The sequence below is a fragment of the Ottowia beijingensis genome (assembly GCF_042680925.1).
Classification (GTDB): domain Bacteria; phylum Pseudomonadota; class Gammaproteobacteria; order Burkholderiales; family Burkholderiaceae_C; genus Ottowia; species Ottowia beijingensis.
The window spans coordinates 87,498-103,015 of record NZ_JBHUEP010000004.1; the positions used below are offsets into that span (position 1 = coordinate 87,498).

Consider the following 15,518-nt stretch of genomic DNA (forward strand, 5'->3'; position numbering starts at 1 on the left):
CGCCTACCGCTACAGCTGGCCCAGCGCCGCCTTCACGTCGGCCACGCTGAGGATTTCGCTCAGCACGATGGGCGGCTTGCCGGGCGCCTGCAGCACGTACACCGGCACGCCGCTGCGGCCGAGCTTGTTCAGTTCGGCGGTGATGGTGGCGTCGCGCCGCGTCCAGTCGGCGCGGAAGGTCTGCACCTTGGCAGCGTCGAACGCGTTCAGCACCTCGTCGTTGGCCAGCGTGGTCTTCTTGTTGTACTGGCAGGTCACGCACCAGGCGGCGGTGAAGTCGACGAACACCGGCTGGCCGGTGCCCAGCACGGCCTGCACGCGCTCGCGCGACCAGGGTTGCCAGCGCTCGCCCGCCGCCGCTGCGGCCTGCGCTGCGGGCAGCGCCGTGTGGATGACGTTCGGGCCGATGGTGGCCAGCAGGAAAGCGCCGAACGCTACCGAAAGCGAAGCAATCAGCAGGCGCGTGCGGCCCTGCAGGCCGAACGCCCACAGCACCAGCGCCAGCGTCACCAGCAGCGCCAGCAGCGCGCCCGCGCCGTCGATGCCGGTCTGCTGGCCCAGCACCCACAGCAGCCACACCGCGGTGCCGAACATCGGGAAGGCCATGAACTTCTTGAACGTGTCCATCCACGCGCCGGGCCGCGGCAGCAGGCGCGCCACCGCCGGCCACCAGCTGGCCGCCAGGTAAGGCAAGGCCATGCCGAAACCGAGCGCGGCGAACACCGCCAGCGCCTGCCACGCCGGCAGCGCCACCGCCAGCCCCAGCGAGGCGCCCATGAACGGCGCCGTACAGGGCGAGGCCACGGCCACCGCCAGCACGCCGGAAAGCAGCGAATCGGCCACCGGGTGCCGCGCCTGCAGCGAGGCCACGCTGCTGGGCAGGAAGTGGCCGAACTCGAACACGCCCGCCAGGTTCAGCCCGATCACGGTGAACAGCACGGTGAGGCCCGCCACCACGCCCGGCGACTGCAACTGGAAGCCCCAGCCCAGCTGCTGCCCGGCCGCGCGCAGCGCCAGCATCAGCGCCCCCAGCGCCAGGAACGACAGCACCACGCCCGCCGTGTAGGCCAGCCCGCTGATGCGGTGGGCACGCCGGTCGTCGGCATGGCGGGTGAAGCCAAGCACCTTGATCGCCAGCACCGGGAACACGCAGGGCATCAGGTTCAGCACCATGCCGCCGATGACGGCGCCCAGGAGCGCGAGCAGGAAGGTGACCGTGGGCACCGACGTGTTGGCAGCAGACGCAGGCACCGCGGCTGTGCCCGCGGCGCTGGCATTGGCATTGGCATTGGCATTGGCCGCCAGCGCGGCCTCCAGCGCGGGCGACACCACCGCCACCGGCGCCACGGCGGGCCAGGCGCCCTTGACCGGCGCGTCGGCGCGCCAGCCCTGCGCCTGGTCGGCCGTCACCAGCACCAGCGGCATGGTCTCGGGCGCATCGGCGCGGTCGGGCGATACCGGAATGTCGGCCGTCCACACCGCGCCGTCCCAGTGCTGGCTCCACGTCCTGGGGCCGACCGGCTCGCCCGGCCTGGCGGGCGTGGCGGCCGTGACCACGATGTTGGGCGTCTCCGGGAAGAACTCCAGCGTCTGCCCCTGCACGCTGGCGGGCAGGCCGGCCACGCGCACCGCCAGGCGCTGGCCGCCGTCGGTCAGCTCGATCTGGTGCTCACCGGTCACGCTGGTCGGCTGGGCCTTCAGCGCCGCGTCGAATGCCGCGCCGTGCAGCGCGGTGGAACTGCGCAGCGGCAGCTGCAGCGCGAATTCGCCGTCCTGCGGAATGCACTCCTGCCGGCACACCAGCCAGCTGGCCTTCAGCTTGACTTCCAGCGCGTCGGCCAGCGGCGAGGGCTTGTATTCGGGCGTGATGATCAGCGGCACCGGCAGCAGCACCGTGCCGTCGTAGCCGTAGTTGGCCAGGTGGCCGATGGGGAACTTGGCCGGCAGCGGCCAGGCCACATCGCCCGCCATCACGCCGGGCGGCAGCGTCCAGTGCAGCTCGGTCGGCATGCCGGAATCGCCGGCGTTCTTCCAGTAGGTGTGCCAGTCCTTGGCGTGCGTCAGCTGCAGGCCCACCCACACCGGCTGGCCGGCGGCCGCCTCGGGCGTCTGGCCGATGGGCACGCCCTGCGGCGCATGGGCCAGCAGCGTGGCCACCACCTGGTCGGTGCGCACCTCGGATTTGGGAAGATTCTGGGCCTGAGCCGGCGCCCACAGGGCGCCAACAGCTATCAATAAGGAAGCATAGAAGCGGGAGACCAGAGCGCGCATCGAATTCATCAGGGCAAACACAGGCAACAGGTTGGGAGCCGCCACGGGGCCGGAAGTTCCGCCGTCCGACAACCGGAGCGGGCGATGTCCTACAGGCCCGGGGCAGCGCGAACGCCGCCGATGTGGTATTTTTGCGGTTTCACCGAAGTTCTGGTTCGACCATCACGGCAGCCCGCAGGCGGTGCTGCCGCACCGCCTGGAAGGAGACGCCAGCGATGCGATTGTCCACCACACCCCTGGACGCCGCCCTGTCCCCCTGGGCCGAGCGCCTGCGCCAGCGCCTGAACCTGCCGCTGCTGGTGCGCTGGAGCGGCGGCAGCGGCTTGCGCCTGGGCGATTTCGAGCAGCCGCGTGTCGTCGTGGACGTGCGCGACGCGGCCGGCGCGGCGGCGCTGCTCACCCCCTCGCTCGACCACCTGGGCCGCGCCTACGTCGAAGGCCACATCGACGTGAGCGGCACCGCGCACGACATCATGGACATGGCGCACCGCTTGGCCGTGGCTGGCAGCAGTGCCGACGGCCAGCCCGGCTGGGTGCAGCGCATTGCCCACCGCGTGGCCGACGCCGTGAGCCACACGCGCGCCGAAGACCGCGCCGCCATCCAGTACCACTACGACGTCTCCAACGCCTTCTACGCCGAGTGGCTGGACCCGGCGATGGTGTATTCCTGCGCCTACTTCGAGCGGGGCGACGAGACGCTGGCCGCCGCGCAGCAGCAGAAGATCGACCACATCCTGACCAAGCTGCGCCTGCAGCCGGGCCAGACGCTGCTGGACATCGGCTGCGGCTGGGGTGCGCTGGTGCTGCGGGCGGCTCAAGCGTTCGGCGCGCGCTGCGTCGGCATCACGCTGTCGCAGAACCAGTTCGAGCTGGCCACCGAGCGCGTGCGCGCCGCCGGACTGGGCGACCGCATCGACATCCGCCTGCAGGACTACCGCGACGTGCGCGGCCCGTTCGACCGCATCAGCAGCGTCGGCATGTTCGAGCACGTGGGGCTGAAGAACCTGGCCAGCTACTTCCGCATCGTCCGCAACCTGCTGGCACCCGACGGCTGGGCGCTGAACCACGGCATCACCTCCAGCGACGCGCACAACGGCGAGACCCGCTACGGCGGTGGCCAGTTCATCGGCCGCTACGTGTTCCCGCAGGGCGAGCTGCCGCACATCGGCACCGTGATGACGGCGCTGCAGGAAGGCGGGCTGGAGCCGTTCGACGCCGAAAGCCTGCGCCGCCACTACGCGCGCACCCTGCAGTGCTGGAGCGAGGCCTTCGAAGCGAAAACCGAGCGCCTGAAAGCCCTGGTGCCCGAGAAGACCTGGCGCATCTGGCGCATGTACCTGGTGGGCTGCCAGTGGGCTTTCGAACACGACGAGCTGTCGCTGTTCCAGGTGCTGTGCCGGCGCGCCGGTCAGCCGGCGGCCACGCTGCCCTGGTCGCGGCGCTGGGTGTACGGCGGCGCGCGCTGACCGCCCCCACCAACGACAAGGCGGCCCGCGGGCCGCCTTGTCGCCGAGCGCATCGATCGACTCAATCCAGCGTGATCTTCAGGTCCTTGATCAGCTTGTGCCAGCGCGTGACTTCGGACTTCAGCAGCGCGCCATATTCGGCCGGCGTGCTGCCCACGGGCTCGACGCCGAACTCGATCAGCTTCTGCTTCACGGCCGGCTGGTCGATGGCCGCCTTGACCTGCTTCTGCAGCGCACTCACCACGTCGGCCGGCACGCCCGCGGGCGCCACCAGGCCGACCAGCGCGGCGGCCTCAACGCCCTTGAAGCCCAGCTCGGCAAACGTCGGCACGTCGGGCAGCTGCGGCAGGCGCTTGTCGTTGGCCACGGCCAGCGCGCGCACCTTGCCGGACTTGATGAAGCCCGCACCGGCAGCCAGGTCGACCATCATGGCCGGGATCTGCCCGCCCGCCAGATCGCCCAGCGCCGGCGCGGCGCCGCGGTAGGGGATGTGCACCATGTGCAGCCCGGCCTGCGTCTTGAGCAGTTCCATGGCCAGGTGGTGCGGGCTGCCGGCGCCGGCCGAGCCGTAGCTGAGCTTGCCGGGCGCCGCCTTGGCCTTGGCGATGAAGTCCTTGGCGTCCCTGGCGTCCGAGTTGGGGCCGACCACCAGGATCATCGGAAAGCGGCCCATCAGCGTGACGGGGGTCAGGTCCTTGTCGGGGTTGTAGGTGAGCTTGCTGTACAGCGCCGAGTTGAACACCATGGTGCCGTTGTCGGCCGACAGCACGGTGTAGCCGTCGGGCGCCGCGCGCGCCACGTCGGACGCGGCGATGGCCGTGTTGCCGCCCGGCTTGTTCTCGATGGTGACGGGCTGGCCGATGTGGGTGGACAGCTGCTGGCCGATGGTGCGGGCCAGGAAGTCGGAGCCGCCGCCGGCCGGATACGGCACCAGCCAGCGGATGGGCTTGGACGGATAGGTCTGCGCGGCAGCGGTGGTGGCACCCAGTGCCAGGGGCAGCGCGACGAGGGCGGCGGAGAGCAAAGACTTCATGGTGAAAGGTTGATGCGGATCAAAACGCGTAATACTACTTCCCATTGCGCAATCGCTTCTCCGGATTTCTACCGATACGCTCCACCCCATGACGACCGCCCGAAAACGCCCCGCCCCGCCCCCCGCCGAACCGCGCCGCCGCCGCGTGCAGTCTGCCGAGATGGGCATGAGCATCCTGAAGGCGCTGGCCCGGCTGGGCGGCGCGGCCAGCCTGACGGCCGTGGCGCAGGCGGTGGATGAAAGCACGGCCAAGGTGCACCGCTACATGGCCAGCCTGGTGGAGGAAGGCCTGGTGGCGCAGGACGCGGCCACGCAGCGCTACTTTCTGGGCCAGGAGGCCATCCACATCGGCCTGGCCGCGCTGCGCCAGTGCGACCCGGTGCGTGCCGGCGAGCCGGCGCTGGCGCGCCTGCGCGACGAGCTGGGCGTGACCTGCTTCATCGCCGTGATGGGCAACCAGGGCCCGACCATCCTGCGCATCGAGGAGCCGGCCCTGCCGGTGGTGGTGAACGTGCGCGCCGGCTCGGTGCTGCCGCTGCTGTGGTCGGCCACGGGGCAGGCGTTTCTGGCGTGGTCGGAGGGCGCGCAGATCGACACGCAGGCGCGGCGCGACTGGGACGGCGCCACGCCGGTGCAGCGCGCGCAGCTCAAGGGCAAGGACCCGGTCGCGGGCCTGCGGGCGCGGGTGCGCGCGCAGGGCCTGTCGTCGGTCGAGGGCCTGCTGTCGCCCGGCATCAGCGCCGTGGCGGCACCGATCCGGCTGCACACCGGGCAGGTGGCGGCGGTGCTGACGGCGCTGGGCGCCGCAGGCGGCTTCGACGCCGCGCCGGAAGGCCGCATCGCCACGCGCGTGCGGCAGGAGGCGGATGCGATCAGCGCGGCGCTGGGGTTTGACGGGGAGCGGGGCTGATACCGTTTTGCATTCGAAACAATGACAAATGACCGCGGCTGGCGCCGCATGACCAATGACGAATGCGCCATTGGTCATTGAAGCGCAGCGAAGTCATTGGTCATTCGTCATTCTTGAAAGCGATTTCGTAGGAGGCGCTTTCAGGTCGACAGCGCTGTGGGAGCGGGCTGGCCCGCGATGGGGCGTGATGGTGAGATAAGGCGCTGCATCGCGGGCAAGCCGCTCCCACCAACGGCGTAACCCGAAAAACATGGGAGTATATGCCTGCAGCACCCGTCAGACGGGCGCTGCAGACGACCTATAGGGGGAGTATAGGCCGCGCAGCACCCCACCCCACCGCCTGCAACGCCTACAGCTCCAGCACCAGCTTGTCGCCCGCCGCGCGCGAGCAGCACACCATCATGCGGTCCTGCGCGTCGCGCTCGCCGCGCGTCAGCACCACGTCGCGGTGGTCCACGGCGCCGCTCAGCACGCGCGTCTCGCACGAGCCGCACAGGCCTTCGCAGCAGTCGCTCTGCACGTCGATGTTGGCGCCCTTCAGCGCCGACAGGATGGTCTGGTCGGCGCGCACCTGCAGGGTGATGCCGGAGTCCTTCAGCTCGATCTCGAAGGCATGCTCCTTGCTCGGATCGAGCGTGGGCGGCTCGGTCTGGAAGTGCTCGATGCGCAGTGCGTCGTCGGGCCAGTGCGCGGTGCAGGCTTCGAGCGCGCTCAGCATGCGCTCGGGGCCACAGGCGTAGATGCGCACGCCGTCGTGCGGTGTTGCCAGCAGCGCCGTGAGGTCGGCACGCTGGCCTTCGTCCTTGGCGTAGACGTGCAGGCGCTCGCCGTGCTCGGCGACCAGCGCCTCCAGCAATGGCATCAACGCGCGGCCGCGGCCGCTGTAGTGGATCTCGTAGTCCATGCCCAGCAGCCGCGCGCGGCGCGCCATGGCGGCGATGGGCGTGATGCCGATGCCGCCGGCGATGAAGATGGCACGCTTCGCCGTCTCGTCGAAGCGGAAATGGTTGCGCGGGCCGCGGATGCGCACGGTGTCGCCGGCCTTCAACTGGTCGTGCACCCAGGTCGAGCCGCCGCGGCTTTCGGGGTCGCGCAGCACGGCGATCTCGTAGGCGCTCAGGTCGGCCGGATCGCTGCACAGCGAGTACTGGCGCGACAGCTCCGTGTCGCCGCATTCGATGTCGATGTGCGCGCCGGGCTGCCACTTCGGCAGCGGCTGGCCGTTGGCCGCCACCAGGCGCAGCAGCACCGTGTCGTCGGTGATGCGCGTCACGCGCTCCACCACCATGGGCCGCGTCACCGTCTGCTTCGACGGCTCGCCCAGGCGCACCGGCAGTTGCTGCTGCAGGATGGCGGGGTTGGCGCGCTCGGGGTTGTGCGCCGGGTCCCATTCCACCCACAGGTGCTTGGGGCCGCGAAACGACGTGTTGGGCACGTAGTCGAAGCGCTGCTCGGCCAGGCGCATGTGCGGCAGGCGCTTGGTGAACTCTTCCAGGAACACCTGCAGCTCCAGCCGCGCCAGGTTCTTGCCCATGCACTGGTGCGAGCCGTAGCCGAAGGTCAGGTGGTCGCTGGCGTTGTCGCGGCGGATGTCCAGCCGGTCGGCATCGGCGAAGTGGCGTTCGTCGTGGTTGCCCGAGGCCATCACGATCAGCAGTTTGCTGCCAGCCGGAATGTGCACGCCGCCCACCGTGGCGTCGCGCATGGCGATGCGGCGCCACGCCGCCACCGAGCCGTTGTGGCGAATGCACTCCTCCACCGCGCTGGGGATCAGGCTCGGGTCGTCACACAGCTCCTGCCACACCGCCGGGTGCTGCAACAGCAGCTTGAGCGCATTGGCGATGCCGTTGGACGTGGTTTCGTGCGAGGCCACGATGCCGGCCATCATCATCGAGTGCAGGTAGGAGTCGGTGACGACCTCGGGGTACTCCTTCTGCTTGCGGATGCCGTACTGCATCCAGCCCGGCTCGTCGGGGTTCTGGCGCATCTTCTCCAGAATCTTGCCCGAGAGCTGCCAGAAGTTGCCCACCGCGTGCGCCACCGCCACCTGCTCTTCCGGCTTGGGCCGGCCCCAGGTGTTGACGGTGTGCGCGATCGAATACTGGCGCAACTGGGCCATGTCCTCCTCGGGCACGCCGAGGAAGTGCAGGCCGATGGTGAGCGGCGCCTCCCACAGCATCTGGTCGACCAGATCCGCCTTGCCGTCGTTGATGAAGCGGTCCACATACTCGCGCGCCACGCGGCGCACCATGGGTTCGTGCTCCACCAGCGCCTCGGGCGTGAAGGGCTGGATCAGCACGCGGCGGCGCGCCATGTGGGCCGGCTCTTCCTCGTTCACCAGCGTGCGGTTCATGGCGTAGTCGTAGCTGGCCAGCACGGCGTTGGCCTCGTCGCCCGTCGGCGTGATCTTCTCCAGCGCGATCGAAGCGCTGAAGGTTTCGTGGTCGCGGAACACGGCCTTGATGTCGTCGTAGCGCGTGACCACCCAGTAGCCCAGTTGGGGCGAGAAGAACACCGGCTCCTGCTCGCGCGACCAGCGCACGTAGTCGGGCGGGCTTTGCTGGTAGCCGTCGGCGAAGGGGTCGAACTCGGCCGCGCCGGCGCTGATGGGGCAGCCGGTGGGGCCGGTCTGGCCCGTCAGGGCGGCGTGGTCGATGGGGCAGCGGGCGGTGGTGGATGCGAGGGACATGGCGCGGCAGCCTGATGAAAGATCAAACGCGTAATTTAACTACGCAAAGCGAAATTTCGCAAGCCGGCGGCGCTGGCGCACAGCGCTTGATACCGTTCTGCATTCAAAACCGATGACAAATGACCGCGGCTGGCGCCGCATGACCAATGACGAATGCGCCATTGGTCATTGAAGCGCAGCGAAGTCATTTGTCATTCGTCATTCGTCATTTCTTGAAGCGACGAATTTGTATCAGGCACTGCCGCTGGGGTACGGCCCGTCACCGGTGTGGGAGTGGGCTTGCCCGCGATTCGGCGCTGCACGCAACGATGCGCTGCATCGCGGGCAAGCCCGCTCCCACACAGCGGATGAGCTTCGTGCAGCCGCCCTTTACTTCTGAATTGATAGCTGAAAGCACCCTATGGACGGGCGCTGAAGGCCGATTCGGCTCTTAATCTGACTGCCGTGGATCGGCGTTCGGCGAGCGCTGCAGTTGGGGTGCGCTGGAGGTGTCGGGCCGGCCCTTGACGGCGTCGTCGTAGGCCGTGCGCGCCTCCTGGGTCTTGTCCTGGCCGGCGGCGGGGGCCTGGCTGCCGGGGGTTTGCTCGCGTTCGGTGGGCAGCAACTGGGCGTCGGTCGGCGCGGCCTCGGTCAGGTCGACGGTCTCGCGCGTGCCGGTGGCGGGCTGCAGCGGCGTGGTGGTCTCGATGGGCTCGGTGGGTGGGGTGGGTTGGCTCTGGCTCATGGGCACAGTCTGGCCCGCGCGGCGGCCGGCGCTTGTGGGACGAGGCCCCCTGTGCGCTTCAGCCGGCGCGCCCCGTGGGCGCGGGGCCAGGCCCGCGCCGCGTCACGTCAGGGCATGCGGGTGTAGACCGGCACGCCGCCCTCGCGCAGGGCGGCGGCCGTCACGCTGCCCAGCAGCGCCGACTGCACCGCGCTGCGGCCGCGCGTGGTCATGGCCAGCATGGCGTTGGGCAGGCTGCGCACGAACTGCGGAATGGCCTCCTGCGGATCGCCGTGCAGCACCTCCCAGCCCACGTGCATGCCGTGGTCGCGCTGGATGTTGCTGGCCTGGCGGTGCACGTAGGCGGATTCCATCACGTCGCTGCCGGCCACGATGCCGGCCGAGCGCGTGGCCTCGGGGTCGATCACCGACACCACCACCAGCCGCGCCTTCAGCCACTTGGCCAGTTGCACGGCCTCGGGGATGATGGATTCGGACAGCGGGCTGCCGTCCAGCGGCATCACGATGTGCTGGATGGCGGCCGCCGCGCCGGTCGCGGGGTGGCGCTCGTCGGGGCGGTACACCAGGATCGGCTTGCCGCCGGCGCGCAGCACGTTCAGCGCCGTGCTGCCCAGCACCGCGCGCATCACGCCCGAGCGGCCATGCGAGGTGATGGCCACCAGCGTGCCGGGCACGCGGTCGGCCTCCTGGCGGATCGCGTCGGCCACGTCGCCGTGCACCTCGGCAGCCACGGCCTGCGCGCCGTGCTGGCCGGCCACGGCCTGCAGCTCACGTTCGACGTCGGCCAGCTTGTCGCTTTTCTCGACCGCGCGGTACAGCGCCAGCTGCGCCCCCGTGGTCTGGGCGATGGCGCCGACCAGCGGCAGCATCTGGTTCGAGAAGGAAGAGCCATCGACCGGGACAAGGATTCGGGTGTACATGCGAGAAGAGCTCCTTCAGGGTTGGACGGTAGGAACGGCCAGGCTTGGCCGGGCACCAGCGCGCCGCGCGGCACCTGCCAAGTGTGTCAGGAAAATACCGCGCGCCGTGCTGGCCTGCGCCATGCGGTGGCTCAGGCGTGGCGCCTGAACACGCGCGTGCTGCCATCGCGCAGCACCAGCAGCGTGTCGTAGGCGTCGCGCCGGCCGCCGTACACCGGGCCGTCCATGCCGGGCGAGCCGATGGGCATGCCGGGCACCGCCAGCCCCAGCGCCGCCGGCTTGTCGCGCAGCAGGCGGTGCACTTCGTCGGCGTGCACATGGCCTTCGACCAGGTAGCCGCCCACCAGCGCGGTGTGGCACGAGCCCAGCCTGGCCGGCAACCCCAGCCGCGCGCGCACGGCGTTGTTGCCGGTGTCGTGCGTGGTCACCTTGAAGCCGTTCTGCTCCATGTGCGCGATCCAGTCGCCACAGCAGCCGCAGCTGGCGTCCTTCCACACCTCCACGGCGATGGGTTCGGCGCGCTTCTGCGCCCAGGCCCACGGCGCGGCGCCGGCCAGGGCGCCCAGGGCCAGCGCCCGCAGTGCGTGGCGGCGACGTTGCTGTGACTTTTGCATGGTGAATCTCCTGGTTCAGGCGCCAATCATCCACCCCGCGCCGGGTTCCACCGGCGACACGGGCACACTGGCGCGCATGTGCACCATTGTCCTGCCGACTTGAAGACCCTGAACGACACGCGCCCACCGCCGTCGGCCACGCGCCTGGCGCTGTGGCTGACGGCCGCCTGCACGCTGGCGCTGGCGCTGCTGGCGGCGGTGAGCCTGCTGGCGCTGAACCTGCATTTCGAATCGCGCGACCGCGAGCGCCTGCACGCGCACCTGGCCGAGGCGCGCGCCCTGCTGGCGCGGGTCGACCAGACCGCCGCGCTGACCAGCCTGCCGGCGCAGCTGCGCGCGCACTTCGGCGACGAAGCCGACCTGGCCGTGCGCGTGCAAGATCCCTTGGGCCAGCCGCTGTACCAGCAAGGCCCCGACACCGACCTGCCCGAGGCGCTGCTGGCCCGCCCCAGCGCCGCCGCGCAGCCCGCGCCGCTGGTCACCTGGCGCCAGGACGGCCACGCCTGGCGCGGCAGCGCCATGCTGATCCGCATGCCGCTCGACGGCGCCGCGCCGCTGACGGTGGCCATGGCGCTGGACATCGCGCCGCAGGCCACCTTCCTCACCAGCTTCGGCTGGGTGCTGGCCGGCTACGTGCTGCTGGCCGCGCTGGGCCTGGCGCTGCTGGCGCGCTGGCTGGTGGGGCGCGCGCTGGGGCCGCCCGATAATTCCTGATTTGATAGCTTCTTGCGCTTGTCTGGCGGGCGCTGGCGGCCAATTTGGCTTATGAAGCGCCGTCACCCCACCCCAGCACCACGCGCCGGCTGTGGGCGCTCTTCTTCTCGATCTTGGTCACCACCACGGGGCCGATCTCGGCCGTGCTGGCCACGTGCGTGCCGCCGCAGGGCTGCAGGTCGACCAGCGCATCGCCCGCGCCCGCGCCGCTGATGCGGATGGTGCGCACCACGCCGCTGCCGCGCGGGGGCTGCACGCTCATGCTTTTCACCAGCTGCGGGTTGGCGTCCAGCTCGGCCTCGGTCACGCTGCCCACCGTCACCGGCAGCGCGGCGGCCACCAGCCGCGCCAGCTGCTCGGTCAGCGCGGCCTTGTCTAGCGGCTCGGTCATGTGGAAGTCGATGCGCGCGTAGTCCGGCGTGATCGAGCAGCCGTTGACCGGCTGCCCGACGATGTGGCACAGCAGGTGCGAGGCGGTGTGAAAGCGCATCAGGCGCTGGCGGCGCGGCGCGTCGATGCGCGCGGTGACGGCATCACCTTGCTTTATTTTCGATAGCTGCTCGCGCTGGTCCGGCGCCACCAGATGGCTGATACGGCCCGTGGGCAGGCCGTCCTCGCCGGTTTCCTTGCGCGTGTCCGCCACCGCCAGCTCGGTGCCGTCGGCCAGTCGCAGCCAACCCGTGTCGCCGGCTTGGCCGCCGCCCAGGGGGTAGAACACGGTGCGGTCGAGCACCACAGCCTGCTCGCCCACGGCCACCACGGTGGCGGGGCATTCGGTCAGCGTCGCGTCGTGGCGGAAGAGTTCTTCGGTCATGGCCGCATGGTAGCGGCGTCATGCTTTGGTGTGCATGCTGGGAATAAGATCGCGCCATGAGCACCCGCCCGCCCCTGCCGCCCCGCACCCGCCAGTGGTCCGACCTGGTGACGACGGATTTCGCCTCGCTCGACCTCGGCCGCGCCATCGCGGTGCTGCCGCTGGGCGCCACCGAGCAGCACGGCCCGCACCTGCCGCTGTCGGTGGATGCCAACCTGGCGCACAGCATGGTGCAGGCCGCCACGCCGCACCTGCCGGCCGACCTGCCGGTGCTCTTCCTGCCGGTGCAGCGCATCGGCTACAGCCCGGAGCACGCGGCCTTCGCCGGCACCATCAGCCTGAAGGCCGACACCGTTATGCGCCTGTGGACCGACATCGCCGAAAGCGTGTCGGCCAGCGGCGTGAACAAGCTGGTGCTGTTCAACACCCACGGCGGCAACATGGGCCTGATGGACGTGGTGGGGCGCGAGCTGCGCACCCGGCTGGGCATGCTGGTGTACAGCGTGAGCTGGTTCAACCTGCCGCTGCACGGGCCCGACGGCGAGGACATCCTGGCGCGCTTCTCGCCCGAAGAGCGGCGCTTCGGTGTGCACGCGGGGCAGATGGAGACGGCCATGATGCTGGCGCTCAAGCCCCGGCTGGTGCGCCAGTCGAAGATGCAGGCGTTCGAATCCAGCTCGCAGGCGCGCGCGGCGGCGCACCGCATCCTGGGCAACGGCAAAAGCGCCAAGCTGGCCTGGGCCGCGCAAGACCTGAACCACGAAGGCGCCGCCGGCAACGCCGCCGCCGCCAACGTGGACGACGGCATGGCCCTTCTGGACGCCGCCGGCCGCGCCCTGGCCGATCTGCTGAAGGAAATCGACCGCCTGCCGGCGGACACGCTGAAAGCCGGGTAGCCCGCTTCGCGCGCGACGCTCGCGCAGGCCGCGCAGAAGGCGCGGAAGAATCATTCCATTTCCAATTCAATGCGTGAATCACTGTCATCCCGGCGAAGGCCGGGATCCATGGCTCTCCGCACACGCCGTCTGGATTCCGGCCCCGTATCGCGGTACGGGGCAGGCTTTGCGCCGGAATGACGAGCTATGGCAGCTTTGATCTGGAACTGGAATCAGCCGTCTTCAGCCGCCGCTCCTCTGCGTTTTATTGCCAAGCCTCGGCGACTTCTGCGTTCAATCCTTCAAGTCAGCGGCAGGCCCCTCCCTAAAATCAGGCGCTTCGCAGTTCATCCGGGAGAGTCTTCATGACCAGTCGTCGCCGTTTCGCCGCCACCCTGCTCAGCGCCGCCGCCGTGGCCGCCGCGCCCTCAGCCTGGGCCGCCAACGACACGCCCATCCACATCCTGGTGGGCTTTCCGGCCGGCGGCGGCTCCGACGTCATCGCGCGCCTGCTGGCCGAGCGGCTTGAAAAGGAACTGGGCCGCACCGTGCTGGTGGACAACCGCCCCGGCGCCGGCGGCCAGATCGCCGCGCAGCAGCTCAAGGCCGCGCGCGCCGACGGCACCACCGTGTTCCTCTCGCACGACCACAGCATCTCCATCCTGCCGCAGGTAGTGAAGAAGCCGGGCTACGCGCCGCAGCAGGACTTCACGCCGCTGGGCGGCTTCGCCACCTTCGTCAACGGCATCGCGGTGTCGCCCGGCACACCGGTCAAGACCGTGCCCGAGTACGTGGAATGGGTGAAGGCCCAGGGCGGCAAGAGCGCCGTCGGCATCCCGGCGCCGGCCTCGACGCCCGAGTTTCTGGTGCAGCTCATCGCCCAGCGCTGGGGGCTCGACCTGGTGGCCGTGCCCTACAAGGGCAGCGCGCCCATGATGGCCGACATGCTGGGCAACCAGATCGCCGCCGGCGTCGGCTCGGTGCAGGACTTCATCGAATACCAGCGCGCCGGCAAGCTGCGCATGATCGGCGTGCTGGGCGGCCAGCGCCAGGCCGCCATGCCCGACGTGCCCACCTTCAGCGAACTGGGCGTGAAGGGCCTGGAAGATACGCCCTTCTACGGCATCTGGGCGCCCAAGGGCACGCCGCGCACCTTCGTCGACCGCTTCAGCCGCGCGCTGCAGCAGGTGGTGGCGCAACCCGACGTGCGCGCCAGGCTCGTCGACCTGGGCCTGACGGTGGAATACATGAGCCCGCGCCAGCTCGACCAGCGCGAGCGCGCCTACACCAAGGTGTGGTCGCGCATCATTGCGGAGAGCGGGTTCGAGCCGAGGTGAGCGGGTAGCGCGGGCAGGGATCGCCGAGGGCCGCCGAGGTTGGCGTCCGGCTAGGAACAGCCGCTCAACACCTTTCAGCCAGCTTGAGTTCTAGGCTGATTGAGGGCGATGAACAGAAGCGGGCAAAAGCCTGCTCCACCATCGAAAGCCGCCGCTGCAAAGGATCCGATGTCAGATTGATTGCGCCCAATCTCCGTCTGCTGAGAGCCGGTGGCGCTCAAATGAGACGAGCAGAAAATCCACCAATGCGCGCGTCTTGGCCGGTAAATGCGTTCGAGAAGGAAACACGGCATAGATGTCTGCGGGAGGCAAAGCCCATGCCGCGAGAACACGTCGAAGCTTCCCAGACTTCAGCAGTGGAGCCACCTCCCAAAGTGACCGCATCAGAATCCCGTGTTCTTCCAAACCCCACCTCAGAACACATTCGCCATCGTTGGAGGCCAACGGGCCTCTGACCTTCACGGTCTCGTTCTTGCTGCCATGACGCAAGTGCCAACTACCGAACGTCTCGTCGTTTTCTCGAATGAACAGGCAGGCGTGATGAGTGAGATCGCGTGGCGACGCAGGCCAGCCCGCCCGCTTCAAATAGCTTGGCGAGGCGCACAATACCGTCTGGTTGTGTGCGAGCAGGCGGGCAGTCAACCTGGAGTCTGGCAACTCGCCAAGGCACTCCTGTGCCGGTTGTCTCAAAGCTCAACGAGTTGCTCAAGATGAGCCTGAAAGATCCGGAGTTCCAGAAGCGTCAGGCTGACCTGGGTGCGGTCGTTGTCACCGATGAGCGCACCGGCCGAGAGGCCCATCGAAGATTCATGACACAGGAGATGCAGCGCTGGAAGCCGGTCTTGGCTGCGGCGGGCGAAACCTTGGACTGATGGCTACCCGATGCACGCGCGGCAAACGAGCACTCGGAGGAGAGTTCTACGGCTTTTCTTGTCCATTCCAAGTAGGACTTATCGATCAATAGCAGGGTTTGTGCCCGTCAGAACGATGGAAGGGCTGGTAGCAGTCACTTGAATCTGTATGGCGAATGACCGCAATTGTTCAAAGAGTTGCCGGTCCCACAACGCATTTGAACGAATGCAATCGCTGCAGACCCGCCATACGCGCATCAGCGTCGTATGTCCGCTTCGGGTCGATTCCGGCCAAAGCCC

The 15,518-nt window shown here is 69.3% G+C and carries 14 protein-coding genes; 6 read left to right on the plus strand and 8 right to left on the minus strand.

The window, feature by feature from the left end:
* Positions 1-9: 9 nt before the first annotated feature.
* Complete coding sequence (locus ACFSCU_RS02570; protein WP_180550017.1) at positions 10-2,271, minus strand: protein-disulfide reductase DsbD family protein; 2,262 nt, start codon at positions 2,269-2,271, stop codon at positions 10-12.
* 215 nt (positions 2,272-2,486) lie between these two features.
* On the opposite strand from ACFSCU_RS02570, the gene ACFSCU_RS02575 reads away from it, so the two are divergent.
* Positions 2,487-3,737 carry a class I SAM-dependent methyltransferase gene (locus ACFSCU_RS02575; protein ID WP_377559806.1) on the plus strand — a complete coding sequence of 417 codons (1,251 nt, stop codon included), beginning with the start codon at positions 2,487-2,489 and terminating at the stop codon, positions 3,735-3,737.
* Between the two features lie 61 nt (positions 3,738-3,798).
* On the opposite strand, the gene ACFSCU_RS02580 is transcribed toward ACFSCU_RS02575, so the two are convergent.
* Positions 3,799-4,770: a Bug family tripartite tricarboxylate transporter substrate binding protein gene (locus ACFSCU_RS02580; RefSeq protein WP_180550018.1), complete on the minus strand. Its 972-nt coding sequence runs from the start codon at positions 4,768-4,770 to the stop codon at positions 3,799-3,801.
* 88 nt (positions 4,771-4,858) lie between these two features.
* Here ACFSCU_RS02580 and ACFSCU_RS02585 point away from each other — a divergent pair, with 88 nt between their 5' ends.
* The gene (locus tag ACFSCU_RS02585; protein WP_377559808.1) at positions 4,859-5,680 is read left to right on the plus strand and encodes an IclR family transcriptional regulator; all 822 of its coding nucleotides are present in this window, start codon (positions 4,859-4,861) and stop codon (positions 5,678-5,680) included.
* A 349-nt stretch (positions 5,681-6,029) separates the two neighbouring features.
* Here ACFSCU_RS02585 and ACFSCU_RS02590 read toward each other — a convergent pair whose 3' ends face one another.
* The 4 genes from ACFSCU_RS02590 to ACFSCU_RS02605 all read right to left on the minus strand — a co-directional run bounded on the left by ACFSCU_RS02590 (position 6,030) and on the right by ACFSCU_RS02605 (position 10,627).
* Positions 6,030-8,369 carry a cytochrome P450/oxidoreductase gene (locus ACFSCU_RS02590; RefSeq protein WP_180550020.1) on the minus strand — a complete coding sequence of 780 codons (2,340 nt, stop codon included), beginning with the start codon at positions 8,367-8,369 and terminating at the stop codon, positions 6,030-6,032.
* A gap of 430 nt (positions 8,370-8,799) precedes the next feature.
* Positions 8,800-9,093: a hypothetical protein gene (locus ACFSCU_RS02595; protein ID WP_377559810.1), complete on the minus strand. Its 294-nt coding sequence runs from the start codon at positions 9,091-9,093 to the stop codon at positions 8,800-8,802.
* A 107-nt stretch (positions 9,094-9,200) separates the two neighbouring features.
* The gene (locus ACFSCU_RS02600) at positions 9,201-10,013 is read right to left on the minus strand and encodes a universal stress protein (RefSeq protein WP_377559811.1); all 813 of its coding nucleotides are present in this window, start codon (positions 10,011-10,013) and stop codon (positions 9,201-9,203) included.
* Between the two features lie 131 nt (positions 10,014-10,144).
* Positions 10,145-10,627: a DUF411 domain-containing protein gene (locus ACFSCU_RS02605; RefSeq protein ID WP_180550023.1), complete on the minus strand. Its 483-nt coding sequence runs from the start codon at positions 10,625-10,627 to the stop codon at positions 10,145-10,147.
* Between the two features lie 99 nt (positions 10,628-10,726).
* On the opposite strand from ACFSCU_RS02605, the gene ACFSCU_RS02610 reads away from it, so the two are divergent.
* Positions 10,727-11,341, plus strand: coding sequence for a hypothetical protein (locus tag ACFSCU_RS02610; RefSeq protein WP_377559812.1), 615 nt, complete (start codon positions 10,727-10,729; stop codon positions 11,339-11,341).
* 49 nt (positions 11,342-11,390) lie between these two features.
* Here the strand turns inward: ACFSCU_RS02610 and ACFSCU_RS02615 are convergent, their stop codons facing one another.
* The gene (locus tag ACFSCU_RS02615; RefSeq protein WP_333705148.1) at positions 11,391-12,155 is read right to left on the minus strand and encodes an alanyl-tRNA editing protein; all 765 of its coding nucleotides are present in this window, start codon (positions 12,153-12,155) and stop codon (positions 11,391-11,393) included.
* Positions 12,156-12,211: 56 nt separating this feature from the next.
* Here ACFSCU_RS02615 and ACFSCU_RS02620 point away from each other — a divergent pair, with 56 nt between their 5' ends.
* Together ACFSCU_RS02620 and ACFSCU_RS02625 are read left to right on the plus strand one after the other, a co-directional pair.
* Positions 12,212-13,051 carry a creatininase family protein gene (locus ACFSCU_RS02620; RefSeq protein WP_377559813.1) on the plus strand — a complete coding sequence of 280 codons (840 nt, stop codon included), beginning with the start codon at positions 12,212-12,214 and terminating at the stop codon, positions 13,049-13,051.
* A 344-nt stretch (positions 13,052-13,395) separates the two neighbouring features.
* Positions 13,396-14,367: a Bug family tripartite tricarboxylate transporter substrate binding protein gene (locus ACFSCU_RS02625; protein ID WP_333705150.1), complete on the plus strand. Its 972-nt coding sequence runs from the start codon at positions 13,396-13,398 to the stop codon at positions 14,365-14,367.
* Between the two features lie 171 nt (positions 14,368-14,538).
* On the opposite strand, the gene ACFSCU_RS02630 is transcribed toward ACFSCU_RS02625, so the two are convergent.
* Positions 14,539-15,057 carry a LysR substrate-binding domain-containing protein gene (locus ACFSCU_RS02630; RefSeq protein WP_180550025.1) on the minus strand — a complete coding sequence of 173 codons (519 nt, stop codon included), beginning with the start codon at positions 15,055-15,057 and terminating at the stop codon, positions 14,539-14,541.
* Positions 15,058-15,077: 20 nt separating this feature from the next.
* On the opposite strand from ACFSCU_RS02630, the gene ACFSCU_RS02635 reads away from it, so the two are divergent.
* Positions 15,078-15,239, plus strand: coding sequence for a hypothetical protein (locus ACFSCU_RS02635; protein ID WP_377559814.1), 162 nt, complete (start codon positions 15,078-15,080; stop codon positions 15,237-15,239).
* Positions 15,240-15,518: the final 279 nt, after the last annotated feature.

What these genes read in the sequence shown, in the direction of transcription:
- ACFSCU_RS02580 (WP_180550018.1), bottom strand. Translation starts at nt 4,770, where the DNA reads ATGAAGTCTTTGCTCTCCGCCGCCCTCGTCGCGCTGCCCCTGGCACTG.
- ACFSCU_RS02600 (WP_377559811.1), bottom strand. Translation starts at nt 10,013, where the DNA reads ATGTACACCCGAATCCTTGTCCCGGTCGATGGCTCTTCCTTCTCGAAC.
- ACFSCU_RS02615 (WP_333705148.1), bottom strand. Translation starts at nt 12,155, where the DNA reads ATGACCGAAGAACTCTTCCGCCACGACGCGACGCTGACCGAATGCCCC.
- ACFSCU_RS02625 (WP_333705150.1), top strand. Translation starts at nt 13,396, where the DNA reads ATGACCAGTCGTCGCCGTTTCGCCGCCACCCTGCTCAGCGCCGCCGCC.
- ACFSCU_RS02585 (WP_377559808.1), top strand. Translation starts at nt 4,859, where the DNA reads ATGACGACCGCCCGAAAACGCCCCGCCCCGCCCCCCGCCGAACCGCGC.
- ACFSCU_RS02595 (WP_377559810.1), bottom strand. Translation starts at nt 9,093, where the DNA reads ATGAGCCAGAGCCAACCCACCCCACCCACCGAGCCCATCGAGACCACC.
- ACFSCU_RS02575 (WP_377559806.1), top strand. Translation starts at nt 2,487, where the DNA reads ATGCGATTGTCCACCACACCCCTGGACGCCGCCCTGTCCCCCTGGGCC.
- ACFSCU_RS02635 (WP_377559814.1), top strand. Translation starts at nt 15,078, where the DNA reads ATGAGCCTGAAAGATCCGGAGTTCCAGAAGCGTCAGGCTGACCTGGGT.
- ACFSCU_RS02620 (WP_377559813.1), top strand. Translation starts at nt 12,212, where the DNA reads ATGAGCACCCGCCCGCCCCTGCCGCCCCGCACCCGCCAGTGGTCCGAC.
- ACFSCU_RS02605 (WP_180550023.1), bottom strand. Translation starts at nt 10,627, where the DNA reads ATGCAAAAGTCACAGCAACGTCGCCGCCACGCACTGCGGGCGCTGGCC.
- ACFSCU_RS02590 (WP_180550020.1), bottom strand. Translation starts at nt 8,369, where the DNA reads ATGTCCCTCGCATCCACCACCGCCCGCTGCCCCATCGACCACGCCGCC.
- ACFSCU_RS02570 (WP_180550017.1), bottom strand. Translation starts at nt 2,271, where the DNA reads ATGCGCGCTCTGGTCTCCCGCTTCTATGCTTCCTTATTGATAGCTGTT.